This is a genomic window from Streptomyces sp. CB02366 (assembly GCF_001905905.1).
Taxonomy (GTDB): domain Bacteria; phylum Actinomycetota; class Actinomycetes; order Streptomycetales; family Streptomycetaceae; genus Streptomyces.
On record NZ_LIVT01000005.1, the window covers coordinates 185,976 to 212,960 of the forward strand.

The 26,985-nt window shown below is 74.0% G+C and carries 23 protein-coding genes; 11 read left to right on the top strand and 12 right to left on the bottom strand.

The features are described 5' to 3' along the window. The first annotated feature begins 68 nt into the window (after positions 1-68). Positions 69-2,924, top strand: coding sequence for a DEAD/DEAH box helicase (locus tag AMK24_RS17840; RefSeq protein ID WP_073769765.1), 2,856 nt, complete (start codon positions 69-71; stop codon positions 2,922-2,924). 187 nt (positions 2,925-3,111) lie between these two features. On the opposite strand, the gene AMK24_RS17845 is transcribed toward AMK24_RS17840, so the two are convergent. The 8 genes from AMK24_RS17845 to AMK24_RS17880 form a co-directional block, all read right to left on the bottom strand. Beyond that, complete coding sequence (locus AMK24_RS17845; RefSeq protein ID WP_073769766.1) at positions 3,112-3,549, bottom strand: SPW repeat protein; 438 nt, start codon at positions 3,547-3,549, stop codon at positions 3,112-3,114. A gap of 151 nt (positions 3,550-3,700) precedes the next feature. After that, a complete protein-coding gene (locus tag AMK24_RS17850) occupies positions 3,701-4,660 on the bottom strand; it encodes an ADP-ribosylglycohydrolase family protein (protein WP_107427419.1) in 960 nt (319 codons plus the stop codon). 92 nt (positions 4,661-4,752) lie between these two features. Beyond that, positions 4,753-5,400, bottom strand: a complete 648-nt coding sequence (locus AMK24_RS17855) for a fasciclin domain-containing protein (RefSeq protein WP_073769768.1) — start codon at positions 5,398-5,400, stop codon at positions 4,753-4,755. 617 nt (positions 5,401-6,017) lie between these two features. Continuing rightward, positions 6,018-7,385 (bottom strand): cryptochrome/photolyase family protein, encoded by a 1,368-nt coding sequence (locus AMK24_RS17860; protein ID WP_073769769.1) that lies wholly within the window; start codon positions 7,383-7,385, stop codon positions 6,018-6,020. 71 nt (positions 7,386-7,456) lie between these two features. After that, entirely contained in the window at positions 7,457-8,209 is a 753-nt protein-coding gene (locus tag AMK24_RS17865; RefSeq protein ID WP_073769770.1) for an anti-sigma factor, read from the bottom strand. After that, entirely contained in the window at positions 8,206-8,790 is a 585-nt protein-coding gene (locus tag AMK24_RS17870) for a sigma-70 family RNA polymerase sigma factor (RefSeq protein WP_073769771.1), read from the bottom strand. The genes AMK24_RS17865 and AMK24_RS17870 overlap by 4 nt, the downstream gene beginning before the upstream one ends. A 112-nt stretch (positions 8,791-8,902) precedes the next feature. After that, entirely contained in the window at positions 8,903-9,340 is a 438-nt protein-coding gene (locus tag AMK24_RS17875) for an ABA4-like family protein (RefSeq protein ID WP_073769772.1), read from the bottom strand. After that, a complete protein-coding gene (locus AMK24_RS17880) occupies positions 9,337-10,266 on the bottom strand; it encodes a hypothetical protein (protein ID WP_073769773.1) in 930 nt (309 codons plus the stop codon). The genes AMK24_RS17875 and AMK24_RS17880 overlap by 4 nt, the downstream gene beginning before the upstream one ends. Before the next feature lie 238 nt (positions 10,267-10,504). On the opposite strand from AMK24_RS17880, the gene AMK24_RS17885 reads away from it, so the two are divergent. Next, on the top strand, positions 10,505-11,278 hold the full coding sequence (locus tag AMK24_RS17885) for a MerR family transcriptional regulator (protein WP_073769774.1): 774 nt from the start codon (positions 10,505-10,507) through the stop codon (positions 11,276-11,278). A gap of 213 nt (positions 11,279-11,491) precedes the next feature. Here AMK24_RS17885 and AMK24_RS17890 read toward each other — a convergent pair whose 3' ends face one another. Both AMK24_RS17890 and AMK24_RS17895 read right to left on the bottom strand, forming a co-directional pair. Next, positions 11,492-12,343, bottom strand: coding sequence for a siderophore-interacting protein (locus tag AMK24_RS17890; protein WP_073769775.1), 852 nt, complete (start codon positions 12,341-12,343; stop codon positions 11,492-11,494). A 54-nt stretch (positions 12,344-12,397) separates the two neighbouring features. After that, positions 12,398-13,306, bottom strand: a complete 909-nt coding sequence (locus AMK24_RS17895; protein ID WP_199876453.1) for a 5'-3' exonuclease — start codon at positions 13,304-13,306, stop codon at positions 12,398-12,400. Positions 13,307-13,566: 260 nt separating this feature from the next. Between AMK24_RS17895 and AMK24_RS17900 the strand changes: the two genes are divergently transcribed. The 3 genes from AMK24_RS17900 to AMK24_RS17910 all read left to right on the top strand — a co-directional run bounded on the left by AMK24_RS17900 (position 13,567) and on the right by AMK24_RS17910 (position 18,027). Then, positions 13,567-14,703, top strand: a complete 1,137-nt coding sequence (locus AMK24_RS17900) for a quaternary amine ABC transporter ATP-binding protein (RefSeq protein ID WP_073769777.1) — start codon at positions 13,567-13,569, stop codon at positions 14,701-14,703. After that, on the top strand, positions 14,696-17,317 hold the full coding sequence (locus tag AMK24_RS17905; protein WP_073769778.1) for an ABC transporter permease/substrate binding protein: 2,622 nt from the start codon (positions 14,696-14,698) through the stop codon (positions 17,315-17,317). The genes AMK24_RS17900 and AMK24_RS17905 overlap by 8 nt, the downstream gene beginning before the upstream one ends. A gap of 164 nt (positions 17,318-17,481) precedes the next feature. Continuing rightward, complete coding sequence (locus tag AMK24_RS17910) at positions 17,482-18,027, top strand: helix-turn-helix domain-containing protein (protein ID WP_073769779.1); 546 nt, start codon at positions 17,482-17,484, stop codon at positions 18,025-18,027. A 92-nt stretch (positions 18,028-18,119) separates the two neighbouring features. On the opposite strand, the gene AMK24_RS17915 is transcribed toward AMK24_RS17910, so the two are convergent. Next, positions 18,120-19,325, bottom strand: a complete 1,206-nt coding sequence (locus tag AMK24_RS17915; protein WP_073769780.1) for a TDT family transporter — start codon at positions 19,323-19,325, stop codon at positions 18,120-18,122. A gap of 70 nt (positions 19,326-19,395) precedes the next feature. Between AMK24_RS17915 and AMK24_RS17920 the strand changes: the two genes are divergently transcribed. Beyond that, positions 19,396-20,331 (top strand): LysR family transcriptional regulator, encoded by a 936-nt coding sequence (locus AMK24_RS17920; protein WP_073769781.1) that lies wholly within the window; start codon positions 19,396-19,398, stop codon positions 20,329-20,331. 117 nt (positions 20,332-20,448) lie between these two features. After that, positions 20,449-21,402 carry a DUF2510 domain-containing protein gene (locus tag AMK24_RS17925; protein WP_073769782.1) on the top strand — a complete coding sequence of 318 codons (954 nt, stop codon included), beginning with the start codon at positions 20,449-20,451 and terminating at the stop codon, positions 21,400-21,402. A 36-nt stretch (positions 21,403-21,438) separates the two neighbouring features. Here AMK24_RS17925 and AMK24_RS17930 read toward each other — a convergent pair whose 3' ends face one another. Beyond that, positions 21,439-22,641 carry an amino acid deaminase/aldolase gene (locus AMK24_RS17930; protein WP_073769783.1) on the bottom strand — a complete coding sequence of 401 codons (1,203 nt, stop codon included), beginning with the start codon at positions 22,639-22,641 and terminating at the stop codon, positions 21,439-21,441. Between the two features lie 552 nt (positions 22,642-23,193). On the opposite strand from AMK24_RS17930, the gene AMK24_RS17935 reads away from it, so the two are divergent. The 4 genes from AMK24_RS17935 to AMK24_RS17950 all read left to right on the top strand — a co-directional run bounded on the left by AMK24_RS17935 (position 23,194) and on the right by AMK24_RS17950 (position 26,971). Next, the gene (locus AMK24_RS17935) at positions 23,194-24,069 is read left to right on the top strand and encodes a hypothetical protein (protein WP_073769784.1); all 876 of its coding nucleotides are present in this window, start codon (positions 23,194-23,196) and stop codon (positions 24,067-24,069) included. Then, the gene (mycP, locus tag AMK24_RS17940; protein ID WP_073769785.1) at positions 24,066-25,250 is read left to right on the top strand and encodes a type VII secretion-associated serine protease mycosin; all 1,185 of its coding nucleotides are present in this window, start codon (positions 24,066-24,068) and stop codon (positions 25,248-25,250) included. Before AMK24_RS17935 ends, mycP begins: the two co-directional genes overlap by 4 nt. 122 nt (positions 25,251-25,372) lie before the next feature. After that, positions 25,373-26,158 carry an SseB family protein gene (locus AMK24_RS17945; protein ID WP_073769786.1) on the top strand — a complete coding sequence of 262 codons (786 nt, stop codon included), beginning with the start codon at positions 25,373-25,375 and terminating at the stop codon, positions 26,156-26,158. Positions 26,159-26,257: 99 nt separating this feature from the next. Beyond that, positions 26,258-26,971, top strand: coding sequence for an MIP family channel protein (locus AMK24_RS17950; RefSeq protein ID WP_073769787.1), 714 nt, complete (start codon positions 26,258-26,260; stop codon positions 26,969-26,971). Positions 26,972-26,985: the final 14 nt, after the last annotated feature.

A 26,985-nucleotide genomic window follows, 5' to 3' on the forward strand; every position in this document is an offset into this window, starting at 1 on the left:
GGCGGAGTGCCGAGGCCGTACAAAGATCGGGCTGACTGTCGGAGGTGACGGGTAGGCTCGTAACCAAGATGACAGAGGACCTCTCACCAGCTGAGCGATACCAGGCTTCTCGCGAGCGTGCGGCCGAGATGGCGACGGCCCTCGGGCCGTTCCGCGAGATGTACGAGTTCGGTCTGGACCCGTTCCAGATCGAGGCATGCCGGGCCCTGGAGGCGGGCAAGGGGGTGCTGGTCGCGGCCCCCACCGGGTCGGGCAAGACGATCGTCGGCGAGTTCGCCGTGCACCTGGCCCTGGAGCAGGGCCGCAAATGCTTCTACACCACGCCGATCAAGGCGCTCTCCAACCAGAAGTTCGCCGACCTGGTCAAGCGCTACGGTGCGGACAAGGTCGGCCTGCTGACCGGCGACAACAGTGTCAACTCCGAGGCGCCGGTGGTCGTGATGACCACCGAGGTCCTGCGGAACATGCTGTACGCGGGCTCCCCCTCGCTGTCCGGCCTCGGCTATGTGGTCATGGACGAGGTGCACTACCTCTCCGACCGCTTCCGGGGCGCGGTGTGGGAGGAAGTGATCATCCACCTCCCGGAGTCGGTGACGCTGGTCTCCCTGTCGGCGACCGTCTCCAACGCGGAGGAGTTCGGCGACTGGCTCGACACCGTGCGCGGTGACACCGAGGTGATCGTCTCCGAGCACCGGCCGGTGCCGCTCTGGCAGCACGTGATGGCCGGCCGCCGGATGTACGACCTCTTCGAGGAGACCACCGACCACGGCGGCCGGGGCGCCGGACGCCGGGAGGTCAACCCGGATCTGGTCCGGCTCGCCCGCCAGGAGAGCCAGAACGTCTACAACCCGCGCGACCGCCGCCGGGGCAAGATGGTGCGCGAGGCCGACCGCGAGCGCGAGCGGCGTCAGCGCGGCCGGATCTGGACGCCCGGCAGGCCCGAGGTCATCGAGCGGCTGGACAACGAGGGGCTGCTGCCCGCGATCACGTTCATCTTCAGCCGGGCGGGGTGCGAGGCCGCCGTCCAGCAGTGCCTGTACGCCGGCCTGCGGCTCAACGACGAGGACAACCGGCGGCTGGTCCGCGAGATCGTCGAGGAGCGGACCGCCTCCATCCCCGGCGAGGACCTGCACGTCCTGGGCTACTACGAGTGGCTCGAAGGGCTGGAGCGGGGCATCGCCGCCCACCACGCGGGCATGCTGCCGACCTTCAAGGAGGTCGTCGAGGAGTTGTTCGTCCGCGGCCTGGTCAGGGCCGTCTTCGCCACCGAGACGCTGGCGCTCGGCATCAACATGCCCGCGCGCTCCGTGGTCCTGGAGAAGCTCGTCAAGTGGAACGGCGAGCAGCACGCCGACATCACCCCCGGCGAGTACACCCAGCTCACCGGGCGGGCCGGACGCCGCGGCATCGACGTCGAGGGCCACGCGGTGGTCCTGTGGCAGCGGGGCATGGACCCGACCGCGCTGGCCGGCCTCGCGGGCACGCGTACGTATCCGCTGCGCTCTAGCTTCCGCCCCTCGTACAACATGGCGGTCAACCTGGTGCAGCAGTTCGGGCGGCACCGCTCGCGCGAGCTGCTGGAGACCTCGTTCGCCCAGTTCCAGGCGGACAAGTCCGTCGTGGGCATCTCCCGGCAGGTGCAGCGCAACGAGGAGGGCCTGGAGGGCTACAAGGAGGGCATGACCTGCCACCTCGGGGACTTCGAGGAGTACGCGCGCCTGCGGCGCGACCTCAAGGACCGTGAGACGGAGCTGGCCAAGCAGGGGGCGGCGCAGCGACGGGCGGCGGCGGCCTCCTCGCTGGAGAAGCTCAAGCCCGGGGACGTCATCCACGTGCCGACGGGGAAGTTCGCGGGGCTGGCGCTGGTGCTGGATCCGGGGCTGCCCGCCGGACGGGCCAACGGGCATCGCGGGTTCGACCACCACGACGGACCGCGTCCGCTGGTGCTGACCGCCGAGCGGCAGGTCAAGCGACTGGCCTCGATGGACTTCCCGGTGCCGGTGGAGGCGCTGGACCGGATGCGCGTCCCGAAGTCGTTCAACCCGCGCTCACCGCAGTCCCGGCGCGACCTCGCCTCCGCGTTGCGGACCAAGGCCGGGCACATCGTGCCCGACCGGCACCGCAAGGGGCGGGCGCCGGCCGCCGACGACCGCGAGATCGCCCGGCTGCGGACCGAGCTGCGCGCGCACCCGTGCCACGGGTGCGACGAGCGGGAGGACCACGCGCGGTGGGCCGAGCGCTACCACCGGCTGCAGCGGGACACCCGGCAGCTGGAGAAGCGGATCGAGGGGCGGACGAACACGATCGCCCGGACCTTCGACCGGATCGTCGCGCTCCTCACGGAGATGGACTACCTCCGGGGCGACGAGGTCACCCCGAACGGGCGACGGCTGGCCCGGCTCTACGGCGAGCTGGACCTGCTCGCCAGCGAGTGCCTGCGGGACGGCGTGTGGGAGGGGCTCAACCCCGCCGAACTCGCCGCGTGCGTCTCGGCGCTGGTGTACGAGGCGCGGCAGGCCGACGACGCGGTGGCGCCCAAGGTGCCCTCCGGACCCGCCAAGACCGCGCTGGGCGAGATGGTGCGGATCTGGGGGCGGCTGGACGCCCTGGAGGAGGACTTCAAGATCAACCAGGCGGAGGGGGTCGGCCAGCGCGAGCCCGACCTCGGCTTCGCCTGGGCGGTCTACATGTGGGCCTCCGGCCGGACCCTGGACGAGGTGCTGCGCGAGGCGGAGATGCCGGCGGGGGACTTCGTACGGTGGTGCAAGCAGGTGATCGACGTGCTGGGGCAGGTGGCCGCCGCGGCGCCGCGGGAGGCGGGGGCCGGAGCGGATGGCGCAGCGGCCTCCAGCGTGGCGAAGAACGCGCGCAAGGCGGTGGACGCGGTGCTGCGGGGGGTTGTGGCGTACAGCTCGGTGGGGTGAGCGGGTCACGGGGGAGCCGGGGGCCTGTTCCCCCGCGCCTCTCCGCCCCTCGACCTCGCCGGAGCGGCGCCCGCTCCTCGAACGCGGGAGGCAGGCGGACGCGGGCCCGCCCCCCCCCCCGAGCGCCGACGGGCCGACGAGGCCGAAGCGGCTGCGGAGGAGCGGGACCGTTCCCGGCAGGGGGCGGCTACGTCCTGCGGATCTTGGCCGCCGCTCCCGCGCAGACCATGCCCAGCAGTACCGTCAGCCCGCCGACGACGACGTTGTTGATCACGACCCCGGTGTCCGGGCTGCTGCCCACCACCCAGGTCGACACGATGATCCACGCACCCATCGCGCACATCGCCCAGCTCAGTCCGTACATGCGCTCCGGCATCACGGTGAAGCCGAGTGCCAGCACCGCGATCGCGAGGCCCATCACCAGGTTGTGCGTGACCAGAGCCGGCTGGCTCGCCGTGAAGTGGAGCACCCAGGGGGAAACGGCGCAGTAGAGGCCGACCAGGAACACCGGCGCGTCCACCAGCGCCACATCGCGCCCGCCCATCACGCGGTCGTAGCGCGCACGCATCTCGGAGGCGTCGGGGTGGCCCGACAGATCGCTCCTCGCGTGTGAGACGTTGCTCATGAGATCTCGTCTCCTTCGCTTCCGCGGGCCCCGCCGCCGTGCGGTCGGTGGCGACGGGTGCCCTCACCCCATAGTGCGCTTATCCGGTTCTTATGTGAACATTTCGGGCGCGGTTCTTCGGGAGATCTCTCCGCGGGACCGGTCGGAGCCCTCACGCGGCCCGGGGGCCCTCGGCGTCCAGTCGTGCCGCCAGGGCGAGAAGGTCCGACGTGCCCAGGCAGCGGTCCGCGTAACCGGGAAGCGGTACGTGCAGGAGCTCGGTCCAACGGGCCGGCACCTCCCCGATCCCGTACACCGCTCCCGCCAGGCCGCCCGTCACGGCCGCCACCGTGTCGGTGTCGCCGCCCACGTCGACGGCGGCCGCCAGCGCCTGCTCGAAGCGGTCCGTCGTGCGCAGCGCCCACAGGGCCGTTCCCAGGCAGGGCCACACCGCCCCGTTGAACTCGGTCGCCAGGCCCGGGTGCCAGTCGGGTGCCAGTACCTCGGCCCAGCGGGCCCGGTGGGCGACGTGCACCTCGGCCAGCGTTCGCGGCACGGCGGCGAGCGGGTCGCCGCCGGCCAGTGCCACCCGGATGAGTTCGTGGAGCACCGCGGTGCCCTCCCAGGCCGCCCGGTCGCCGTGGGTCAGGGCCGCGATCCGACGGGCCGCCTCCATCGTCCGCGTACGCCCGGCGCGGGCGAAGTACACCGCCGACGTCGAGGCCCGCATCAGCGAACCGTTGCCCGCGGCCCGCCCGTTGACCTGGAAGTGCAGGGCCGCGGCCTGGTCCCAGGGCGCGCCGCCGGTCAGCACGTCCTCGGTCTGCAGGCCGATGTCCTTGGGGTCGCCCGCCGCCCACCGCCGGAACCGGCCGAACAACTCCGGCAGGTCCAGGCCGTCGCACTCCAGCAGCGACTCCGCGACCAGCACGGCCATCTGCGTGTCGTCCGTCGCCTCGCCCGGATCCCAGCCGCCGCCTCCGCACAACGTCCCGGCGCCGTCCGGGAAGCGGGCCGTGAACACCCCGGCGGGGCCGAACTCGAACGGGGCGCCGAGCGCGTCCCCGGCGGCGGAGCCCACCACGGCCCCGGCCGCGCGGTCGCCACGGTCCACGGGTGCGCGCTGCGTCATCCGGCCAGGCTAAGGGCCGCCGTCGCGCGCGGCGAGGGGCGGGGCCGTCGTGTACGCGGTCCCGCCCCTCGCCGATGGAGGCCCGGTGCGGGCTACTTCGGGGGCATCAGGACCGTGTCGACGATGTACACCGTCGCGTTGGCGGTCGGGACGTTGCCGCAGACGACCTTCGAGGAGTCGTTCACGGTGTACTCCGTGTCCGAGCCGGCCGTCGTCAGCTTGCTCTTCTCCAGGGTGGCGAAGGAACCCTTCTCCAGCTGGCCGGGCGTCAGCTTCTCACCGACCACGTGGTACGTGAGCACCTTGGTGAGCTCGGCCTTGTCCGCCAGCAGCGCGTCCAGGTCGGCCTTCGGGATCTTCGCGAAGGCGTCGTCGGTCGGAGCGAAGACGGTGATGTTCTGCGCGTTGTTGAGCGTGTCGACCAGGCCGGCCTGCTTCACGGCGGCCACCAGCGTCGACAGCTCCTTGTTGTTCGACGCGGCGGTGGCGACCGGGTCCTGCGCCATGCCGTCGAACGAGCCCGCGCCCTCCTTCGGCACCGACGAACAGGCCGGGCCGAACGGCTTGTCCATGGGCATCGGGTCGTCGGCCGGGGTGCTGGCCGGCGCGGACGCGCTGGACGTCGAACCCGAGGCGGAGTCCTTGGAGGAGTCGTCCGACGAGCAGGCGGTCAGAGCGAGCGGCAGCACGACGGCTGCGGACACGGCGAGAGCTGCGCGGCGGAAGAGGAGCGAGTTCATGGTGTTTCTCCTGAGTCGATGGGGCTGATGGGGCCGATGGGTCTAAAGGGAGTGAGGGGACAAAGAGAAGAGAGGTGAGCGGGGGCGGGAGAGGCGCGGTCGAGCGTGCCGCCTGCTCGGCGCCCGTCGTTCAGTGCGTGAGGGGTGCCGTGGCCCGTCTCCCAGCCGCGGGAGACGGACCACGGGTCGGAGGCGACGCGACGGCGCCCCCGCGACCGGCGGTTCGACCACCCGTCGCGGTGAGCCCCGCACGTACCGAGCGGGACCGCGGGGAGAGGCGTGCGCCGTTCGTCGGTGCGTCGTGCCGGTCTGTTCTCACGCAAGGGGTTCGGGGCCGGACGGCCGGCGGATTGGTCGGGTCTCCTCATTCACTCGTCCGGAGGTACGCCGGTGCTCGGCCGGTCCGTCGGCGCGGCAGTCGCGGACGGCCCCCGGCGGGGCGGCCCCCCGGCGCTCCGACGCGCGCGTGGGGGGCCACCGGAGGGGGGCGGCAGGGCGCGACGGCGGACGGCCGTGGCGGCGGCGGGGCGGGGCCGACCATCGCGCACGGCGAAAGGGGCCCGTTCCGCGACCGGACGACCGGTCGCGGAACGGGCCCCCCGCGCGGCGGCGTACGGTCAGCCCAGGCCGCGTGCGTGCTCGAAGCGGGCCCGTGCCTCGGCCAGGTCCACCAGCGGGTCCGGGTAGTCGACGGCCGCCCGGTCCGCCCCCTTCAGCTTCCAGGGTTCGTGGACCGCGGCCCCCTCCAGCCCCGCCAGCTCCGGCACCCACCGCCGTACGTAGTCGCCCCGGGGGTCGAGGCGCTTGCCCTGGCTCACCGGGTTGAGCACCCGGTTGGGGCGGGTGTCCGTGCCGGTGCCCGCCACCCACTGCCAGTTGAGCTGGTTGTTGGCCAGGTCGCCGTCGACCAGCAGGTCCAGGAAGTGCCGGGCGCCCACCCGCCAGTCCACGTACAGCGTCTTGGTGAGGAAGCTCGCTGCCAGCATCCGGGCCCGGTTGTGCATCCAGCCCTCGTGGGCGAGCTGCCGCATCGCCGCGTCCACCACCGGGTAGCCCGTCCGCCCGGACTTCCAGGCGTCGATCTCGTCCTCGTCGCGGCGCCAGCGGTCCTGGCGCGGCCGGTAGTCGGACCAGGAGGCGTCCGGGCGGGCCGCGAGGACCTGGTGGTGGAAGTCGCGCCAGGCCAGCTGCCGGACGAACGCCTCGCCGCCGGGTCCGCCCTTCTCCCGGGCGCGGCCGGCCAGTTCGGCGGCGGAGACCGTGCCGAAGTGCAGGTGGGGGGAGAGCCGGGAGGTCGCGTCGCCGGCCAGGTCGTCGTGACCGTCCTCGTAGCCGGCCATCGGCCCGTTCAGCCAGGAGGTCATCAGCCTGCGGCCCGCGGCCTCGCCGCCCCGGGCCAAGGCGGGGGACAGGCCCTTGACCGCGTCGCGGTCCGGCAGCGCGTCGCCGGACACGCCGCCGGGCACCCGGACGGCGCGGGGCGCGGCCAGGACGCCCCGCACCCCCTCCGCCTCCCACCGGCGGAAGTAGGGGGTGAACACCGCGAAGTGGTCCTTGCCGCCCGACGGGACCACCCGGCCCGGAGCGAGCGCGGTGACCACCGCGTCATGGACGCGCAGGTCGCAGCCGGTCCCCTCCAGGGCCTCCCGGAGGCGTTCCTCGCGTCCGGCCGCGTACCCGCTGACCCCGGCGGCGAGGTGCACGGATCCGGCCCCGGTCCGCTCGACCACCCGTCTCACCTCATGGGCCGCCTCGCCCCGGCGGACGATCAGCCTGCCGCCCCGCTCCCGGAGCCCGGCGTCCAGGTCCGCCAGGCAGTCCGCGAGGAACGCCAGTCGGTTGGGCGCGTCGAACCCGGCACGGTGGACGGCGTCGTCCCGGACGAACAACGGGACGACCTCGTCCGCGTCCCGCAGGGCGGCACACAGCACCGGATGGTCGTGCAGACGCAGATCGGAGGTGAACAGCACCACCGCGACACTCATGGAACACCGGCTTCCTCGTGTTGTACGGGGTCGAGCGGCCGGACGACCGAGGGCCGGTCGGCGGCCGGGGGTCAGGCGGCCGGGAACTCCATCAGCGCCACCGGGGCCGAGGTCGGTCCGGCGGAGCCCCCGGCGGGTTCGACCGTGATGCCCATCCCGGACGCCCGGCCCACCGGCCCGTCCAGCAGGACCGCGTCGTCACCGGTCCTCGGGTCCATCAGGCCGGCCGAACGCATCGTGCCCGCGTCGTCGAACCAGAGTTGGTAGACCTTGCCGCTCGGCGGCCGTTCCATGCCCGAAGCCAGGAACACCGCCCGATCGAGGCTCCGTGAGACCACGACCGTGCCGTGCGCACCGCCGGTCAGCCCGCCCGACGACGTCCTCGCGTCCGGGGCGGAGAGCACCCGGACCAGCCGCTCGTTCCGCAGCTGCGCCCGGTCCGCCTCCTGCCGGGCGTCCTGGGCCACCTGGTTCTGCCAGACCGCGACCCCGCCGAACGCGGCCGCCGCCGCGACACACGCGGCGAGCGCGTAGGCGTACCACCGCCCGGTGCGCGCGCCCCCGCCGGTCCGCTCCGGCCGACCGTGGGCCGGCGCCTCCTGGCGTACGGTCGTGATCTCCCGCAGCACCCTCTCGCGCAGCTCGCGCGGCGGGGTCTCGGCGACGGCGAGGCCGAGCCGGGCGGCGGTGGCCGACAGCTCCCGTACCTCCTGGGCGCACGCCTCGCAGTCCGCCAGATGGCGTTCGAACGCCCGGCGTTCGGAATCCGGCAGCGCGTGCAGGGCGTAGGCCCCGGTCAGCGTGTGCAGTTCGGCCGTGCTCATGCGCTCACCCCCAGGCAGTCCCGCAGCCGGATGAGCCCGTCGCGGAGCCGTGTCTTGACGGTGCCCAGCGGCACGGAGAGCAGTTCGGAGACCTCACGGTAGGTCAGGCCCCGGTAGTAGGCGAGCGTCACCGATTCCCGCTGCAGCTCGGACAGGGTGCGCAGACAGCGCCGTACCTGTTCCCTCTCCAGTCGGCTCTCCACCTGTTCGGACACCTCGTCGAAGGCGGGCGTCCTCTCCAGCAGCGCCGCCCTGTGGTCCCGGGCGGCGGCGGCCTCGGCCGAACGGACCCGGTCGACGGCCCGGCGGTGGGCCAGCGTCAGCACCCAGTTCATCGCGCTGCCCCGGGAGGGCTGGTACCGGGGCGCGGTGCGCCACACCTCCACCAGCACCTCCTGCGCCACCTCCTCCGACTGGGCCGGATCGCGGAGCACCCGGCGCACCAGGCCCAGGACGGGCCGGCTCACCGCGTCGTAGACGGCGGCGAACGCCTCCTGGTCGCCCCGGGCGACCCGCACCAGGAGGTCCTGGAGGTCGGGCCCCGGCAAGGGCGCCCCACTGATGTGTACGGCTTCCTTCACGCGGGTTCCTCCCGGGACGATCGTGGCTTCCGGCAGTGGTTCGGAGCGGGCGACCGTACGGATGGGTCGGATTCCGCGATCCTTCCAGAGCGGGCCGGGAAAGGGGCGCGCCTCAGTCGGCGGGCGTTGCGCGCCGCCGCGTGCGGACGGCGCGCACGGCGAGGAAGACCAGCAGTCCGAACGGCGAGAGCAGGATCGTCAGCACCAGCAGCGGGCCCGTCAGCAGCGGGGACAGGCCCAGTTTCCGGCTCTGCAGATACATCCACTGCCCCACCAGGAGGTCCCAGGCGAGGACCTGCGCCCACAGGGCCGTCGCCCCGTCCGCCAGCGCCGCCAGCTCACGGAAGGCGTCGAGGTCCGGGCTGCTCACGGCGGTCCACAGCTCCGGGAAGACCGCGACGGCCATGACGACGTAGACGGTGAGCGCGGGCAGGACGGTCAGCGGTGAGGCGGCGACGCGGGCGGTGCCGGACCAGGCGGGGGCGAAGATCATCAGCAGCCAGAACGGGGCGACCAGGTAGAAGGCGGTCTCGAAGAGTGCGTCGGTCATGTGACGGGCTCCTTGTCCTCGGGCGTGGGTGAAGCGGGCGCGGGCGGGACGGTGGCGGGCGACGCCCGGCGCAGTGCGCGCCGGGTCCCGTACGCCGCCGCCGCGAGGACCGCTCCGGCGGCGGCCAGCGTGATCCCGTCCGGGCGCGTCAACGGCTGCCCCCGCAGCGCCTGCCAGGTGAGGAGGGCGGCGAGCGCCGCGTAGCCGCCGACGGCGACCCGTACGAGGCGCAGCCGTACGCCTGGATCGCGCAGCGGGGGGAGGCGGGGCGCGAGCAGTACCAGAGCGACCAGGAGGAGCGGCGCCAGTTGGAGCGCGTGCATCCCCACGAAGTGCGGAACCCGCAGGTCGCCGCCGGTCGTCGACCAGCCGGTCAGCGGCATGGCCGGTCCGCCGTCCGGTACGCCGACGGAGTGTGCCCCCACGATGCCGGCGGGGTCGGAACCCACCGCCCCCCGCCGGCTCTCGCTCGGCCGTGTCATCAGGAAGCCCAGACCCGCGCCGGCCAGGGCGATCAGCGACCCGCCCCGGACGGCCAGGGCCGTCGCCCGGTCGGCGACCCGGGCGCGCAGCAGCAGGACGGCGATCACCAGGGTGGCCGCCCAGAGGGTGGCGACGGTCATCCCCATCGCGTTCCACAGCGCCGCGTCGAACGGCGTCGCGGTGTTGAAGTGGCTGCGCTCGCCCCGGACGACCTGCACGGTGATCATCACCATCTCGGCCGAGCCGGTCGCCACGACGACGTGCCCCGCCCACCGGCCGGTCCGCCGCCCCCGCGTGAGGAGCGTCAGCATCCAGGCCAGCGTCAGGCAGTACGCGACGAAGGACACGGCGAACTTGAACGGCTTCGCCCAGATCGGCGCGCCCACCAGGACCCGCTCGTCCACCACGAGGCCCACGGCGCAGACGGCGGCGAAGAGGGCCATCGAGGCGGAGAAGACGACCAGCGGACGATGCCAGGAACCCGGCGGGCGGAGCCAGGGGCTCCACGTTCGGTTCCGGGGACGTGGCGGGTGGTGCCGGGAACGCCGTGACGGCATGGAAGACCCCCCTGTGGTGATGGTGCGAGGCGATCACTATGGATAGCCGCACTGTCCACTATCCGATAGGGGGACTATCTATGATGAGGTCGGTCTCTGGCAAGGGTGAAAGGGCGAACACACGGTGCGCATCGGTGAATTGAGTCGCAGGACCGGGGTGCCGGTGCCGACGATCAAGTACTACCTACGGGAAGGGCTCCTGTCGGCAGGGGAGCTGACCAGCCCGAACCAGGCGCGCTACGGCCCCGCGCATGAACGCCGGCTGCGGTTGATCCGGGCGCTGCTGGAGGTCGGCGGCCTCTCGCTCGCGGACATCGGGGGCGTCCTGGACGCCATGGACGATCCCGAACAGTCGCTGCACGACGTGCTCGGCGCCGCCGCGGACGGCGTCACGCCGACCGGAGAGCGGGAGGCGGGCCCCGAACTGGAGGACGCGCGCGAGGAGGTGGCCGAACTGCTGCGGCGGCGCGGCTGGCGGGTGGACGAGCGGAGCCAGGCCGCCGAGTCGCTGGCGGAGGTGCTGTCCGCGCTGCGCAGGGCGGGGCACGGGGGCTACGTCGACCTGCTGGACGTCTACGCGGCCGCCGCCGAGCCGGTCGCCCGCGCCGACCTCGACTACGTACAGCGGCGGGTGGCCCGTGAGGACCAGGTCGAGAGCGTCGTCGTGGGGACGGTCCTCGGCGAGGCGATGCTCGGCGCACTGCGGAGGCTGGCGCACATCGACGCGTCGTTCCGCCGCTTCGAGTCCTCGGAGCGGCTGGACGGGGAGGCCGGGGGCGAGGCCGCGGCGGAGGACGACGGGGAGGCCGGGGGCGAGGCCGCGAGCGGGGGCGGGGCGGCGGACGAGGGTGACGCCGCGAGGGAGGGCGGGGCGGGGGCCGGGGCGCCGGACGCCTGACGCGCGGATTCCGCCGGGCGGGCCCCCTGCGCGAAACCCCGCCCGTCGCGGCGGGCGGGGTCCGAGGGGCGGAGCGCGAAGGCCGGGGTGCGCCCGGCCGGGCGTCGGAGAGCGGGCGAACGCCGAGCGGCGGGCGGGAGCCGGACAGCGGCCGGCGGCCGGGGCGTCCCCGTCCGCCGCTCCGTCGTGCCGGGGCGGGGCCGCCCCGTCCCGCTACGCGGCAGCCGTGCCGCTCTCCTGCTCGCGCTCCACCTGCTCGTTCCACTCGCGCTTGACGGCGCGCCAGGCGTCGTCGTTCTGGCCGAGACGCCAGTAGCCCGAGATCGACAGCTGGGCCAGGGGGATCTGCCGCTCCACGCGCAGGTGGCGGCGGATCTCCTTCACGAACCCCGCCTCCCCGTGGACGAACGCCTGGACGCGGCCCCCGGGGAAGTCCAGCCCCTTCACGGCGGCGGTCAGCAGCTCGCCGACGGGGCGGTCGCCGCGGTGCAGCCAGGTCACGGCCACCCCGTCCGGCGTCACGATCTTCTGCTCCTCCGCGGCGTCCGGCACCTCGACGAAGGCGTGCACCGAAGCGCCCGCGGGCATCTGCTCCAGCGCCGCCGCGATCGCCGGCAGCGCGCTCTCGTCGCCGGCCAGCAGATGCCAGTCCGCGGACGCGTCCGGCCCGTAACCGCCGCCGGGGCCGAGGAAGGTCACCTGCTCGCCCACCCGCGCCCGCCGGGCCCACGGCCCCGCCAGGCCCTCGTCGCCGTGCACGACGAAGTCGACGGCCATCTCCCGGGCGACGGGATCCCACGAACGCACCGTGTACGTACGCGTGGTGGGCCACAGCTCGCGCGGGTAGGCCTCCCGGATCGCGGCCATGTCGAACGGGTGGGCGTAGTCCGCGCCCTCCGGTGCGAAGCACAGCTTGATGTAGTGGTCGGTGAAACCCGAGAGGGCGAAGTCGGCGAGACCCTCGCCGCCGAGCACCACCCGCATCATGTGCGGGGTGATCCGCTCGGTGCGCACGACCTGCGCCCCCTGGGCCTTGGGTCCCTGCCGGGCCGGTCGCTCTGCCACGAGGTACTCCCTGGGTTCGATTACTTAGGCATACCTAAGCTAGCACCTCGGGGCTCAACGCTGAAGAGCGGTCAGGAGGCGCGACACCGCACCGCCCAGTCCCCACCGCCCGGCCAGCGCCTCCAGGGCGGCGGGGTCGCGCGGCTCGCGCGGCAGGGCCGGGTCGAAGTCGGGCAGGGGGACGTCGTCGGCCACCCGGACCACCTTCGGGGCGACGGCCACGTACGCCCGCGACTCGTCCAGCCGCTTGCGCTGCGAGGGCGTCAGCTTCGCCTTCGGGTCGTCCACCGCCGCCATGATCCCGTCGAGATCGCCGTAGGCGTCCAACAGCTTCGCCGCCGTCTTCTCGCCGATGCCGGGAACGCCGGGGAGTCCGTCGCTCGGGTCGCCGCGCAGCAGCGCCAGATCGACGTAGCCGGAGCCGTCCACGCCGTACTTCTCGCGCAGCCACGCCTCGTCGGTCACCTGGAGCGTGCCGACGCCCTTGAGCGGGTAGAGCACGCGCACCCGGCGGGCGTCGTCGACCAGCTGGTACAGGTCGCGGTCGCCGGTGACGATGTCCACCGGCCCGGCCGCCCGCGCCGTGAGGGTGCCGATGACGTCGTCCGCCTCGTACGGGGTGACGCCGACCCGGGCGATCCCGAAGGCCGCCAGCACCTCCTCGATGACCGGGACCTGCGGGGAGAGCGTGTCGGGGACCTCCTCCTCGTCCGGCCGCCCGGCGGGCGTCTCCCGGGCGACCCGGTGCGCCTTGTAGGTCGGGATCAGGTCGACCCGCCACTGGGGGCGCCAGTCGTTGTCCCAGCAGGCGACCAGATCGTCCGGCCGGTGGTCCTGCACCAGCCGGGCGATGAAGTCGAGGAGGCCGCGCACGGCGTTCACGGGTGTCCCGTCCGGTGCGCGCACCGAGTCGGGCACCCCGAAGTAGGCGCGGAAGTACAGGGAGGCGGTGTCGAGGAGCATCAGGCGTCGCGTCACGGCCCCGATCATGCCGCACCCCGCCGACAGTCGCGGTGGGTAACCGCTTACTGCCGCTTCGTGGCTGATAAGTGAGCTGAATCACTGTCTTGTTTGAGATGTATAAGTGCGGGCAGGCGCGCCATTGGAGCGAACCACGTCGCATTTTCAACCAGTGCATGTGCCACGCGGACGGAACCCGCATCGCTCCACGGTCTGCCGGAGGGGGTGGCAGGCCGTTTTTCGGTTCGACCCGTGAGGTGTATGTGTCCAGGCTGCAAGCCGAGCACTTGTACAAAGTGTTCGGCAGACGACCCGATGAAGCCGTGCGGAAGCTCGAAGGCGGCGCAGGCCGCGACGAGCTGCGCGCCGACGGAACGACGGCCGCGGTGATCGACGCCTCGTTCACCGTGGAGCCGGGGCAGATCTTCGTCGTCATGGGGTTGTCCGGCTCCGGCAAATCCACCCTGCTGCGGATGCTCAACGGTCTGCTGGAGCCCACCGCGGGCCGGGTGCTGTTCGACGGTCAGGACCTGACCGCCCTGAGCCCCCGCGACCTGCGGCACGTCCGCTCCACCCGGATCAGCATGGTGTTCCAGCACTTCGCGCTCTTCCCCCACCGGAGCGTGCTGGAGAACGCCGCGTACGGCCTGGAGGTCCAGGGCGTCCCGCGCGAGGAGCGCGAGGTGCGCGCCGCCGAGGCACTGCGGCTCACCGGCCTCGAAGGCTGGGAGAAGTCCTGGCCCGACGAACTGTCCGGCGGCATGCAGCAGCGCGTAGGCCTCGCCCGCGCCCTGGCCACCGACGCCGACCTGCTGCTCATGGACGAGTCCTTCAGCGCGCTCGACCCGCTGATCCGCCGTGACATGCAGGACCAGCTCCTGGAGCTGCAGAAGCGGCTGAAGAAGACCATCGTCTTCATCACCCACGACCTCAACGAGGCCATGCGCCTCGGCGACCGCATCGCCGTGATGCGCGACGGCGAGATCGTCCAGCTCGGCACCGCCGAGGACATCCTCGTCACTCCGGCCAACGACTACGTCGCCTCCTTCACCCAGGACGTCGACCGCTCCCGGGTCCTCACCGCGGGGGCGATCATGGCCGAGGCGCACACCGTCATGGGCACCAGGGCGGCGGACGGCAGGGAACTGCGCACCCCGCAGGACGTGCTGGCCGCGGCCCCCGCCGCGGTTGCGGAGTCCACGCCGATCATCGACCTGTTCACGCCCTGCTCGCAGAGCGCGAACCCGGTCGCCGTGACCGACGCCGAGGGCGAGCTCGTCGGCGTCGTCCCCGGCTCCCGCCTGCTCGCCGTCCTCGGCGAGCCGACGACCCCGGCCGAGGCCCCCCGCGACACCGTGCCCGCCACGGCGGACGGCATGAAGAAGGTGGCCGGTGTTTAGGCTCCCCCTCGGCGAATGGGTCGACTCCGCCGTCGACTGGCTCCAGGCCCACCTCGCCTGGCTCTTCGACGCCGTCAGCGCCCTCGTCAGCGGCATGTTCGACGGCATAGCCGCCGTGCTGTCCGCCCCCGCGCCGCTGCTCTTCGCGGGCATCGTCGCCGTCATCGCCTGGTGGCTGCGCGGCCTCCCCGCCGCCCTGCTCACCTTCGTCGGATTCGCCCTCATCGACTCCGTCGAACTGTGGGACGAGGCGATGGACACCCTCACCCTGGTGCTCGTCGCGACCCTCGTCACCCTGGTCATCGCCGTGCCGCTGGGCATCTGGGCCTCCCGGTCCAAGGCCGTCAGCGCGGTGACCCGGCCGGTCCTGGACTTCATGCAGACCATGCCCGCCATGGTCTACCTGATCCCCGGCGTCATCTTCTTCGGCGTCGGCGTGGTCCCCGGCATCATCGCCACGATCATCTTCGCGCTGCCCCCGGGCGTCCGGATGACCGAACTCGGCATCCGCCAGGTGGACGGCGAACTCGTCGAGGCGGCCGAGGCGTTCGGCACCACCTCGCGCAACACCCTGCTGCGCGTCCAGCTGCCGCTCGCCCTGCCCACGATCATGGCCGGCATCAACCAGGTCATCATGCTCGGCCTCTCCATGGTCGTCATCGCGGGCATGGTCGGCGGCGGCGGTCTCGGCGGCTCCGTCTACCGCGCCATCGGCAACGTGGACGTCGGCCTCGGCTTCGAGGCGGGCATCTCCATCGTCATCCTCGCCATGTACCTGGACCGGATGACCGGCGCGCTCGGCGCCGAGGTCTCCCCGCTGGGCCGCCGCGCGGTCGCCAAAGCCCAGGCCATGGCCGAGGGCTGGAAGATCTGGACCTACCGTCCCCAGCCCCGCGTCGCGGCCGTCGGCGTCGTCGTCCTCGCGCTCGTCGCGGGCGGCATGAGCCTCTTCGGCGGCGCCAAGGACGCCACCGCGGGCAGGGCCGGGCAGATCGGCGACGGCAAGAAGCTCAGCATCGGCTACATCCCGTGGGACGAGGGCATCGCCTCCACCTTCCTCTGGAAGGAGATGCTGGAGCAGCGCGGCTTCGAGGTCGACGTCAAGCAGTACGAGGCCGGGGCGCTGTACACCGGCATGGCCAACGGGCAGATCGACTTCCAGACCGACGCCTGGCTGCCGGTCACCCACGCCAGCTACTGGAAGAAGTACAAGGACCGCCTGGAGGACCTCGGCGCGTGGTACTCGCCGACCTCGCTGGAGCTGGCCGTCCCCGCGTACATGAAGGACGTCCGGACCATGGACGACCTGAAGGGCCGGGCGTCCGAGTTCAAGGGCCGGATCGTCGGCATCGAGCCGAGCGCCGGCGAGATGGGCCTGCTCAAGGACAAGCTGCTGCCGGGCTACGGCCTGGACGAGGAGTACAAGCTCATCGACGGCTCCACGCCGTCCATGCTGGCCGAGCTGAAGCGCGCGTACGCCAAGAAGGAACCGATCGTCGTTCCACTCTGGTCGCCGCACTGGGCGTACAACGAGTACGACCTCACCAAGCTGAAGGACCCCAAGGGGCTCTGGGGCAAGGGCGACGGCGTCCACAGTCTGGCGCGCAAGGGCTTCTCCGCCGAGAACCCCGAGGTCGCCCAGTGGATCAAGGACTTCAGGATGAGCGAGAAGCAGCTCACCAGCCTTGAGGCCGAGATCCAGAAGGCCGGCTCCGGCAAGGAGCAGGAAGCCGTCCGCACCTGGCTGGAGGACAACCCGGGCGCCGCCGACAAGTGGACCCCGGCCCCGAAGGGCGCGACGGCGGAGGGCGGTAAGGACGAGCGCGACCGTGCCCTCGAGGTGGCCTGGTTCCCCTGGGAGGAGGACATCGCGGCCACCTACCTGTGGAAGGCGGTCCTGGAGGAGCGCGGCTACAGGATCAACCTCAAGCAGTTCGAGGTCGGCCCGATGTACGCCGCGATGTCACGCGGCCAGATCGACGTGCAGTTCGACGGCTGGCTGCCCCACACCCAGAAGAACTACTGGGACAAGTACGGCGACCGGCTGACCGACCTCGGCTCCTGGTACGGGCCGACCTCCATCGAGGTCGCCGTCCCCGACTACGTCAAGGACGTCGAGACCCTCGACGACCTCAAGGGCAAGGGCTCCGAGTTCAAGGGCCGGATCGTCGGCATCGAGCCCGGCACCGCCACCATGGAGAACCTCAAGAAGAACGTCCTGCCGAGTTACGGCCTGGACGGGGAGTACGAGGTCCTCGACTCCTCCACGCCCGGCATGCTCGCCGAGCTGAAGCGCGCGTACGCCAAGAAGGAGCCCGTCGCGGTCCTGCTGTGGACCCCGCACTGGGCGTACAACGAGTACGGCATGACCAAGCTGAAGGACCCGAAGAAGGCGTTCGGCGAGGGCGACCGGCTGCACACCATCGCCTCCGAGGAGTTCCCGGAGCGGTACCCGCTGCTGACGAAGTGGTTCAAGGACTTCAAGCTCACCGAGAAGCAGCTCGGCGGACTGGAGAACGAGATCCAGAAGCGCGGCGCGGGCCACGAGGAGGAAGCCGTGAGGGCCTGGATGGACGACAACCCGGGCATCGTGGACACCATGGCCCCCCGATAAGGGCCTCAAGGGCACAAAAGCACAGGTCGCAAGGGGTGGCTCCCGCCTTCGGGCGGGGCCGCCCCTTCCGGCTGCCGGGGGGCCGTTCGCCGGACGTCGTGCGCGACCATGTGCGTAAGGTGCTGGCAACCGCGAGGATGGCGGGGGTGGGAGGGAGCTGGGACATGGACGAGAAGGACACACCGCGGGTGGGCGCCGCCGTCCGCCGACGACGCAGGACCCTGGGCCTCACCCTGGCCGCGGTCGCCGAGCGCAGCGGCCTCTCCGTGCCCTTCCTCAGCCAGATCGAGAACGAGCGCGCCCGTCCCAGCGCCCGTTCCCTCGACCGGGTCGCCCAAGCGCTGGAGACCACCACCGGCCGGCTGCACGCCGCCGCCGACTCGGCGCGCGCCGTGGACGTGGTCCGGGCCGGGGAGGGCGAGGGCGTCCGCCGCCTGGTGCGCGGCCGGCACCAGCTCAGCGCCCTGGAGTTCAACGGCGAATCGGATCTCGGGCGCGAGTTCCAGCACCGCAACGACGAGCTGATGTACGTCGTCGAGGGCGCCGTCGACATCGAGGCCGAAGGCCGGGTGCACCGCCTGGAGCACGGCGACAGCCTGTTCCTCTCCGGCGGGGTCCGCCACCGCTGGCGCGCCACCGTGCCCGGCACCCGGCTCCTGGTCGTCTCGGTGGCCGAACACATCGACGCCACGTTCGACTCCCGCCGCTGAGCCGCCCGGACCGGGCCGCCGCCCCGGACCGTACGGCGACGGGCCCGAGGCGTTTCCCGCCCTGCCCGCCGCACTCCTCGACGGGCGACCGCTCACGTGGTGCGGGCCGTCGCCGGCCGGGGCGGCGCGGGCGCCGCCGTCAGCGCGCCGCTGACCACCCCGCCGGCCGTCCGCGCCCCGGCCGCCGCCCACGCCGCGACCAGGAACACGTACAGCGCCACCGAGAGCCATGTCAGCGCATCCGAGCCGGTGTGCCGGGCCAGGCCGGCCGCCCCCGTCACACACGTGCCGACGGGGAAGGTGAACGCCCACCACGTCATCGCGAACCCCATCCCGTTCCGCGCGGCCCGCACCACCATCGCCGCCGCCAGGGCGAGCCACAGCAGGGCGAACCCCGTCACGGGCACCCCGTACAGCACGGCGAACGCGGCGAAAGCGGAGGCGTACGGCTCCCCGACCGCCCCCGGGGCGACGTCGGCCAGCTGGTTCACGGCGGTCGTCGACTGCCCGAGGGGCCCCAGCACCAGGAACAGCGTCGGCGTCAGCGCCAGCGGCAGCGGCCCCCGGTGGACCAGCCGGGAGAACACCAGGGGCAGCACCACCAGCGTCGCCAGCAGCGACAGGCCGAACATCGCGTAGCAGGCCAGCAGCAGCGTCTGGCGCCCCTGCCCGGGGGAGAGGTGCGGCACCAGCAGCGCGCCCTGCGAGGCCGACACCATCGGGGCGACCAGCGGCAGCAGCCAGACCGGCGAGGCGGTCCCGGGCGCCGGGCGGTGGTGCACGACCATCAGGTACGGCACCACGACCGCCGCCGCGAGCCCCACCGCCGTACCCGCGACGAACAGCACCACGTCCACCGCGAGCGCCGCCCGTGCGCCCACCACGTCCGCACCGACCGTCAAGGTGGCCCCGCCGACCGCCATCAGCGCCATCGACAGGCAGCCGTAGAACGGCGCGACGGCCGGGTCCAGCAGATGGGCGCGGGCCTGGTCCCGGTGGCAGAGCCAGTGGCCGGCCCGGGCGGCGAGGACGGAAAGGAGCATGAGGGCCGAGAGCGCCCACACCGGGACACAGGCCGCGCGCAGCCCGGGGACGTCCACGGCGAGCCCCGCCCCGGCGGACGCGACGATCGCCGTGCCCATGACGCTCGCGTACCAGTTCGGACCGATGTGCCGCAGGGAAGGGAACCGCGCCGGGCCGCCGGGAGCCTGGGCCGGAGGGGGCGCCGCCGGGGAAGTCTCCGCCGGGCGGGGGAGCGGGGGCGGGGCGGCGGTGCGGGTCTGCGGAAGAACGGACATGCCGCGAGTCTTCGCCCGGGGCCTCCGGCCCGCCAGGGGCCCCGTCCCTATGAGGTCATAAGCTGGATCGATGACCGGCGACGACCCCGACGTACCCCGCACCCCCCTCGCCCACCGCGTCCCCGATCTGGGAGCGCTGGAACTGCTCCTCGCCGTCGCCCGGCACGGCAGTCTCGGGCGGGCCGCCCGGGACGTCGGCATCACCCAGCCCGCCGCCTCCAGCCGCGTCCGGTCGATGGAGCGGCAGCTCGGCGTCGCCCTGCTGGACCGCTCCCCGCGCGGCTCCCGCCTCACGGAAGCGGGCGCGCTCGTCACCGACTGGGCGCGCAGGGTCGTGGAGGCGGCGGAGGCGTTCGACGCGGGCGCCCAGGCGCTGCGCGACCGCCGCGACTCCCGGCTGCGGGTCGCCGCCAGCATGACGATCGCCGAATACCTGCTGCCGGGCTGGCTGATCGCCCTGCGCGGGGAGCGCCCCGGCACCGCCGTCTCGCTCCTGGCCGGCAACTCCTCCGCCGTCGCCCGCCGCCTGGTCACCGGCGAGGCCGACCTCGGTTTCGTCGAGGGCCTGTCGATACCGGAGGGCCTGGACGGCACGGTCATCGCCCACGACCGCCTCGTGGTCGTGGTCGCCCCCGGCCACCCGTGGGCCCGCCGCCGCACCCCGCTGCTCCCCGCCGAACTCGCCGCCACCCCGCTGATCCTGCGCGAACACGGCTCCGGCACCCGCCAGGTCCTGGACGCCGCGCTCGCCGTGCACGGCGGACTGGCCCGGCCGCTGCTGGAGCTCTCCTCCACCACGGCGGTCAAAGGGGCGGCGGAGAGCGGCGCCGGCCCCTGCGTCCTGAGCGAACTGGCCCTGGGCGAGGAACTGTCGGCCCGCCGCCTCGTCAAGGTCCCGATCGCGGGCGTACGGCTGCGCCGCCAGCTGCGCGCCGTCTGGCCCGGGGGCCACCGCCCCACCGGCCCCGCCCGCGACCTGCTGTCCCTGACCGCCCGCGACGCCTGAGGACGCGGGGCCTTTCGCCGTGACGCCCGAGTAAGCGGGATCCCCGAACCAGGCCGGACCCACCGGACCTCGCTGGACCCGGCCGGGCGTGCGGGAGCCGGACTCTAAGGTGGACGCATGAGTCACGCGACGCCGCCCGGCTGGTACCCGGACACGGGCGTGCCCGGCCTCGAACGCTGGTGGGACGGCACGGCCTGGACCGCGCACACCCGCCCGCCCGCCGCCGCCCACGCCGCACCGCCGCACCCGCCCGCACCCGCGGCGGAGTTCGGCCCCCCGACGCCTTCGTCCCCGCGCGGCCCCCACGGCGGCCCGGGGGGCGGCGACCGGACCAGGACCCTGGCGATCGCGCTCTCCGGGACGCTGGTCCTGGGCGCGGCCGTCACCGGGGCGATCCTGCTGGGCCGCGACGACGGCGGTACGACGGCGGCCCCGACGACGACGGCTCCGACGACGACCGCCCCCACGGCCACCGCCGCGCCCACCGGGGGGCCCGGCCCGGACGCGGACCCCTCCGTCCTCGTCGACCAGCTCAACGGGATCACCCTGCCGGTCCCCGAGGGCTGGGAGAAGCCGGAGAACAGCTTCCAGGACGTCCCCACCATCCGCACCGAGCAGTCCTACGACTGCCCCGGCGGCTCGTCGTTCTGCTACCACGGCACGGTCACCACCCACACCGCCCGGAGCACCGGGACCGCCCCCGAGGCGCTGGCCGAGGCGGACATCGCCACCGCGGCGGACCAGGCCTACGAGGAGGACGGCCTCGGCCGCCGCCTCCACGGCGGCATCCGGTCCCACAAGGTGCTCGAAGCCCGGGAAGCGACCGTGGCGGGCCGCACCGGCTACCTGGTGCGCTGGCAGGTCACCACCGGCAAGGGGCCCGGCGGTTACGTGCAGTCCCTCGCCTTCCCCTCCTCGGTGGGCTCAGAGACCCCGGTGATCGTCCGGTTCGCCTTCGACGCGGGCGTCGCCGACCTGCCGCTCTCCCTGATGGACACGATCACCCGGGGCATCCGACCGGTCGGGGACAGCGCGACGAACGGGGGCGTGGGCGCGTCCGTCGGCCCCTGAGCGGGCGGCTCCGGAGCGTCCCCGCGGGGCCCGGGGTCAGAGGAAGGTTCGCCCCTCGCCCCGGTACGTCGGAACGGTCGCCGTGATCCGGTCGCCCGCGATCAGCTGGAGCGCGTCGAAGCGCTCGCACAGCTCCCCGGCCTTGGCGTGCCGGAACCAGACCTTGTCACCGATCAGCAGGTCGTCGGCGGGGGAGCCCAGCAGCGGCGTCTGCACCTCGCCCGCCCCCTCCTGCGGGTCGTAGCGCAGCCCCTCCGGCAGATACGGCACCGGCGACCGGTCCGCCCCGGCCGCGCCCGAGGCCGGGTAGCCGCCACCGAGCACCGTCACCACGCCCACGCCGGGCCGGCGCACCACGGGCTGGGCGAACAGGGCCGCGGGGCGGCCGGTGAACGACGTGTAGTCGTCGAACAGCCGGGGCACGTACAGCCCCGAACCGGCGGCGATCTCCGTGACCGCCTCCTCGGCCGCCGTGTGCTGCACGCTGCCCGTACCGCCGCCGTTGACGAACTCCAGGTCCGGCACGACCGCCCGGACCGCCCGCACCACCTCGGCCCGGCGCGCGGCCAGCTCCTTACGGGCCGCCGCCTGCATCAACCGGATCGCCCGGGACCGCAGCGGACGCCCGGCCACGGCATCCCCCACCCCGGCGACGTGCCCCTCGTACGCCATCAGGCCCACCAGCCGGAAGCCCGGCCGCCGGGCCACCGAGCGGGCCAGCTCCGCGAGGTGCGCGGGGGAGCGCAGGGGGGAGCGCAGCGCTCCGATCCGCACCCGGCCGCCCAGCATCCGCAGCGAGGTGTCCAGCTCCAGGCAGACCCGGATCTCCTCCTGTCCGCCCGCCCGGGACGCGTCGATCAACTCCAGCTGGGCGGGGTCGTCGACCATCACCGTCACGGCGGCGGCCGGCTTCGGGTCGGAGGCCAGCTCGGCGAAGGCGGCGCGGTCGGCCGAGGGGTAGGCGAGCAGGACGTCGTCGAACCCGGCCCGCGCCAGCCACAGCGACTCCGCCAGCGTGAACGACATGATCCCGGCGAACCCGGGCCGCGCCAGCACCCGCTCCAGCAGGGCCCGGCACCGCACCGACTTGCTCGCGACCCGGATCGGCTTCCCGGCCGCCCGCCGCACCAGATCGTCGGCGTTGGCGTCGAACGCCTCCAGATCGACGATGGCGATCGGGGCGTCGAGGTGGGCGGTGGCCCGGTTGTAACGGGTCCGGTCAGCGGCGCGGGCAGTCATGGCCGCAGCTTGCCAGAGAGCCGCTACGGCTGGGTAGGGGGACGATCGGGACAGATCCCCCGCCGCGCGGGAGGTCCCCTTCCCCGCCCCCCGCCCGCAGCCCGTAGAGTGACGTGCACGCGAGCACCAACGGGCCTGTCAGCGGCGGTGATCCGTGGTCGGTACGAGGATGTGTACGCAGGGGGCCGGATGAGTACCGAAGCGCAGCGCCCCCCTGTGCCGCCCCGTCCGACCACCCCTCCGACTACACCCCCGACACCCCCGCCGTCCCCGGCCCCCGCGAGCCCCGCCCCGGCCGGGCGGCCCGGCCCCGCGGCGCCCGCGAGCCCGCCCCCCGCCGCCCCTCGGGCCGCGCCGGCGCCCCTCTTCCCCCCGGCCCCCCGGACGCCTCCCGCCTCCCGCCAGGCCGCACCGGCGCCCCTCGTCCCACCGGCCGCCCCCCGGACGCCGCCCGCGAGCCCGGCGCACCCCGCCCCGCCCTCCGCGGGCCCGACGCCCCCCGGCGCGCTTCCCGCCCCGCCGCCCGTCCCGCGGCGCAGACCCCTCGGGGCCGTGGACCTCGCACCCGCCCCGGGAGCCGTTCCACCGCCGCCGGGTGGCCACCGGTTCCCGTTCCGACCCGGCCCCCCGGAGACCCCCGCCGAGACCACCACCCGGCTGCGCCCGGTCCGCCCCCGGCAGCGGTGGCGCACCGCCGCGGCCGCCGCCTGCGTCGTACTGGGCCTCGGGCTGATCGGCGGGGCGGCCACCGGTGCCTGGCTGACCGGCGACTCCTCGGCCGAGGCCGCCCGGAGCCCCTACGCCGCCGCGCGCACCGCCTGGCACAGCGTTCCCGTCGACACGCTGTTCCCGCCCGCCCTGAAGGGCAGGGGCGCCGGCCCCGGCGGCACCCACCGCGACTGGACCCGCCTCGCCGTCGCCGCCGACTCCCGCTGCGAGGAGGGGCTCGACCCGCTGCTCCTCACCACCCTCCGGTCCGTGGGCTGCGAACGGCTGGTGCGCGCCACCTACACCGACGCCACCCGTTCCGCCGTGACCACCGTCGGCCTGGTCTTCACCGAGGCCGACGCCCCCGGCATGCAGGCCCTGCGCACCCGGTTCACCGAGCAGAAGCTCGGCGCGCGCCGGGACCTCATGCCCCGTACGTACGCCCCCGAGGGCACCCCCGCCGCCTCCTTCGGCCCCGGACAGCGAGCCAGCTGGACGGTCGCCCCGCTCACCGAGATCCCGGTCGTCGTCTTCGCCGTCTCCGGCTTCGCGGACGGGCGCCCGGTCGCCGAGCCGCAGCCCGCGGCCGAGGCCATGGCCCCCGACGCCGCGACGGACATCGCGCAGGCCGGACTCGGCCACGAGGCGAAGGGCGTCGCGGACCGGGTGGAACGCGGACTGCGCAAAGCCGTCGCCGACCTCACGGAGCAGCCCGGATGACCCGACGACCCCACCGCGTCCTCGCCGCGGTCTGCGCCGCCGCCGTGCTCGTCCTCACCCCCGCCGCGCCCGCCCGCGCCGACGCCATCCGCGACCAGCAGTGGGCCCTGGACGCACTGCACACCGACCGGGCCTGGCAGACCACCCGGGGCCGGGGCGTCACCGTGGCCGTTCTGGACACCGGGGTGGACGACGCCCACCCCGACCTGGCGGGCCAGGTGCTCCCCGGCAAGGACCTCATCGGCTTCGGCGCGACCCGCGGCGACCCCTCCTGGGCCCTGCACGGCACCGCGATGGCCGGCATCATCGCCGGCCGGGGCAGCGGACCGGGGCGCACCGACGGCGTCCTCGGCATCGCCCCCGAGGCCCGCGTCCTGCCGGTCCGGGTCATCCTGGAATCCAAGGACCCGGACCGCGCCAAAGCCCGCAAGTCCCGGGGCTCCGCCCTCGCCGACGGCATCCGCTGGGCCGCCGACAACGGCGCCGACGTCATCAACCTCTCCCTCGGCGACGACAGCGAATCCGCCCACCCCGACCCGGGCGAGGACTCGGCCGTCCAGTACGCGCTCTCCAAGGGCATCCCCGTGGTGGCGTCGGCGGGCAACGGCGGCGAGAAGGGGGACCGGGTCTCCTATCCGGCCGCCTACCCCGGAGTGATCGCGGTCGCCGCGGTCGACGAGTACGGCACGCACGCCTCGTTCTCCACCCGTCGCTGGTACGCCACCGTCAGCGCCCCCGGGGTCGACATCGTGGTCGCCAACCCCGACGGGCACTACTACATCGAGTGGGGCACCTCGGCCGCCGCCGCGTTCGTATCCGGCGCGGTCGCCCTGGTCCGCGCCGCCCACCCCGGGCTCGGCCCCGCCCAGATCAAGAAGCTGCTGGCCGACACCGCCCGCGACGCCCCCGCCGAAGGCCGTGACGACGCCCGGGGGTACGGCATCGTCGACCCGGCCGAGGCCATCGAGGCGGGCGCCCGGCTGCGCCCGGGGGACGTGGGCGCCAAGGCGGCCCCGGCGGGGCACCGGGGCCGGTACTTCGGCGAGGGCCCGACCCCGCCCCGCACCGACGGGGGGGCGGCCGCCTGGGCCGCCCCGCTGGCCGGGGGCCTCGGCGCGGCGCTGCTGGCCGCGGCCGTCGTGCTGTGGCGTGGCCGCGACACCGCCCCCGGCCGCCGCTGACCACCCCGCCCGGGCCGGCGGCCTCCCCGCGCGCCCGGCCCGCCCCGTCACCCGTTCGGCGGCCCGGGCCCTCCGCGAGACCTGCGGACAGGGAGCCGGAGCCCAGGCACTACCCTCGTCCCGTGGAGCTCAAGAACATTCCGGATCCCGGTTTCTCCGACGACGACGGCTCGGCGTCCCCCGCCCTGACCAGCGCCCTGGACGCCTGGTCGCGGGACCGGAGCGCCGTGGGGCCGGTTCTCACCGCCCTGCGGGGCGCCCGGCTCCTGGTCCCCGTCGTCGCCGTCCTCGGGGAGGTGGAGGAGGGCGGTCACGACGGTCAGGAGGACCGCGAAGCCCATCAGAAGGGCGGCGGTGGGAGACGGGGGAGCGGGCTGCGGCGGGAGAAGACCAGCGACATGGCCGTGCCCACCCTCCAGGCCGGCGACCGGCGCGCGCTCCCCGCCTTCACCTCGACCGACGCGCTGGCACGGTGGGACCCCCGGGCGCGCCCCGTCGCGGTGCCGCTGCACCAGGCGCTCCAGGCCGCCGCCCACGAGAAGGCCGACACCCTCGTGCTCGACCTCGCCGGACCCGTCGCCTTCGAGTTGAGCGGGCAGGCGCTCCTGGCCCTCGCGGAGAACCGCACCAGCATCGACCCGCTCCAGGACCCCGCCGTCGCGGAGGCCGTACGGGAGATCGTCGCCGCCGACCCCGCCGTCGTCCGCGCCCACTTCGGCCCCGGCAGCGCGGACGGCACCCTCGCGCTCGTCCTCGCCCCGGACGCGGCCCCCGCCGAGGCGGCCCGCCGCGTCGCCGGGGCGCTGGCGGCCAGCGACGTGCTGCGGGCCCGGCTGGTGAAAGGCCTGGACCTGGCCATCCTCCCGCCCGGCACCGACACCCCCGGGAAACCGCTCTTCGTCCGCTGAGGGGAGGCCGGTCCGACGCGCGCCGGCCGCCCCCCGCCGTGAGAATGAACCGGGACATCGGAGAAATCCGGCATACCGGCCTACTCGCGAGGTGGTTCCATGCAGAAGCGGATCGTGGCGTCGGAATTCCTCGGCACCCTGCTACTGGTGTTCTTCGCCGTGGGGTCGGCGGTGGTCGCCGTCGAATACCTCGGCACGGTGGGCATCGCCCTCACCTTCGGCTTCACCCTTCTCGCGCTGGCCTACGCGCTCGGCCCGATCTCCGGCTGCCACGTCAATCCGGCGGTGACGCTGGGCATGTATATGGCGGGCCGGCTCGACATCCGTGCGGCCGCCGAGCGCTGGGTGGCCCAGTTCCTCGGCGCGGTCGTCGGCGCGGCCCTGCTGTTCCTGCTGGCGAAGCAGATCCCGGGGCTGGAGACCAGCGGGGAGTTCGGCACCAACGGCTACGAGGACCGGTCGGCCGTCGGCATCGGCATCGGCGGCGCGTTCCTCGCCGAGGTGGTCCTGACGTTCCTGCTCGTCTACGTGGTCCTGGCGGTGACGCACAAGGTGGCGGTCGTCGGCTTCGACGGGCTGCCCATCGGCCTGGCGCTCGCCGCGATCCACCTGGTGGGCATCCCGCTGACCGGCACCTCGGTCAACCCGGCGCGCAGCTTCGGCCCGGCGCTCTTCGCGGGCGGCGCGGCCCTCTCCCAGCTCTGGCTGTTCATCGTCGCGCCCCTGGTCGGCGGAGCGATCGCCGCCTATGCCCACCAGGTCACCCACCCCCGCCCCGAGGCCCGGCCCGCAAAGGCCGAGGACGCCGTCTGAGCGACCGACCCGGC

What these genes read in the sequence shown, in the direction of transcription:
- AMK24_RS17840 (WP_073769765.1), top strand. Translation starts at nt 69, where the DNA reads ATGACAGAGGACCTCTCACCAGCTGAGCGATACCAGGCTTCTCGCGAG.
- AMK24_RS17845 (WP_073769766.1), bottom strand. Translation starts at nt 3,549, where the DNA reads ATGAGCAACGTCTCACACGCGAGGAGCGATCTGTCGGGCCACCCCGAC.
- AMK24_RS17850 (WP_107427419.1), bottom strand. Translation starts at nt 4,660, where the DNA reads ATGACGCAGCGCGCACCCGTGGACCGTGGCGACCGCGCGGCCGGGGCC.
- AMK24_RS17855 (WP_073769768.1), bottom strand. Translation starts at nt 5,400, where the DNA reads ATGAACTCGCTCCTCTTCCGCCGCGCAGCTCTCGCCGTGTCCGCAGCC.
- AMK24_RS17860 (WP_073769769.1), bottom strand. Translation starts at nt 7,385, where the DNA reads ATGAGTGTCGCGGTGGTGCTGTTCACCTCCGATCTGCGTCTGCACGAC.
- AMK24_RS17865 (WP_073769770.1), bottom strand. Translation starts at nt 8,209, where the DNA reads ATGAGCACGGCCGAACTGCACACGCTGACCGGGGCCTACGCCCTGCAC.
- AMK24_RS17875 (WP_073769772.1), bottom strand. Translation starts at nt 9,340, where the DNA reads ATGACCGACGCACTCTTCGAGACCGCCTTCTACCTGGTCGCCCCGTTC.
- AMK24_RS17880 (WP_073769773.1), bottom strand. Translation starts at nt 10,266, where the DNA reads ATGGCCCTCTTCGCCGCCGTCTGCGCCGTGGGCCTCGTGGTGGACGAG.
- AMK24_RS17895 (WP_199876453.1), bottom strand. Translation starts at nt 13,306, where the DNA reads ATGCTCCTCGACACCGCCTCCCTGTACTTCCGCGCCTACTTCGGGGTG.
- AMK24_RS17910 (WP_073769779.1), top strand. Translation starts at nt 17,482, where the DNA reads ATGGACGAGAAGGACACACCGCGGGTGGGCGCCGCCGTCCGCCGACGA.
- AMK24_RS17915 (WP_073769780.1), bottom strand. Translation starts at nt 19,325, where the DNA reads ATGTCCGTTCTTCCGCAGACCCGCACCGCCGCCCCGCCCCCGCTCCCC.
- AMK24_RS17920 (WP_073769781.1), top strand. Translation starts at nt 19,396, where the DNA reads ATGACCGGCGACGACCCCGACGTACCCCGCACCCCCCTCGCCCACCGC.
- AMK24_RS17925 (WP_073769782.1), top strand. Translation starts at nt 20,449, where the DNA reads ATGAGTCACGCGACGCCGCCCGGCTGGTACCCGGACACGGGCGTGCCC.
- AMK24_RS17930 (WP_073769783.1), bottom strand. Translation starts at nt 22,641, where the DNA reads ATGACTGCCCGCGCCGCTGACCGGACCCGTTACAACCGGGCCACCGCC.
- mycP (WP_073769785.1), top strand. Translation starts at nt 24,066, where the DNA reads ATGACCCGACGACCCCACCGCGTCCTCGCCGCGGTCTGCGCCGCCGCC.
- AMK24_RS17950 (WP_073769787.1), top strand. Translation starts at nt 26,258, where the DNA reads ATGCAGAAGCGGATCGTGGCGTCGGAATTCCTCGGCACCCTGCTACTG.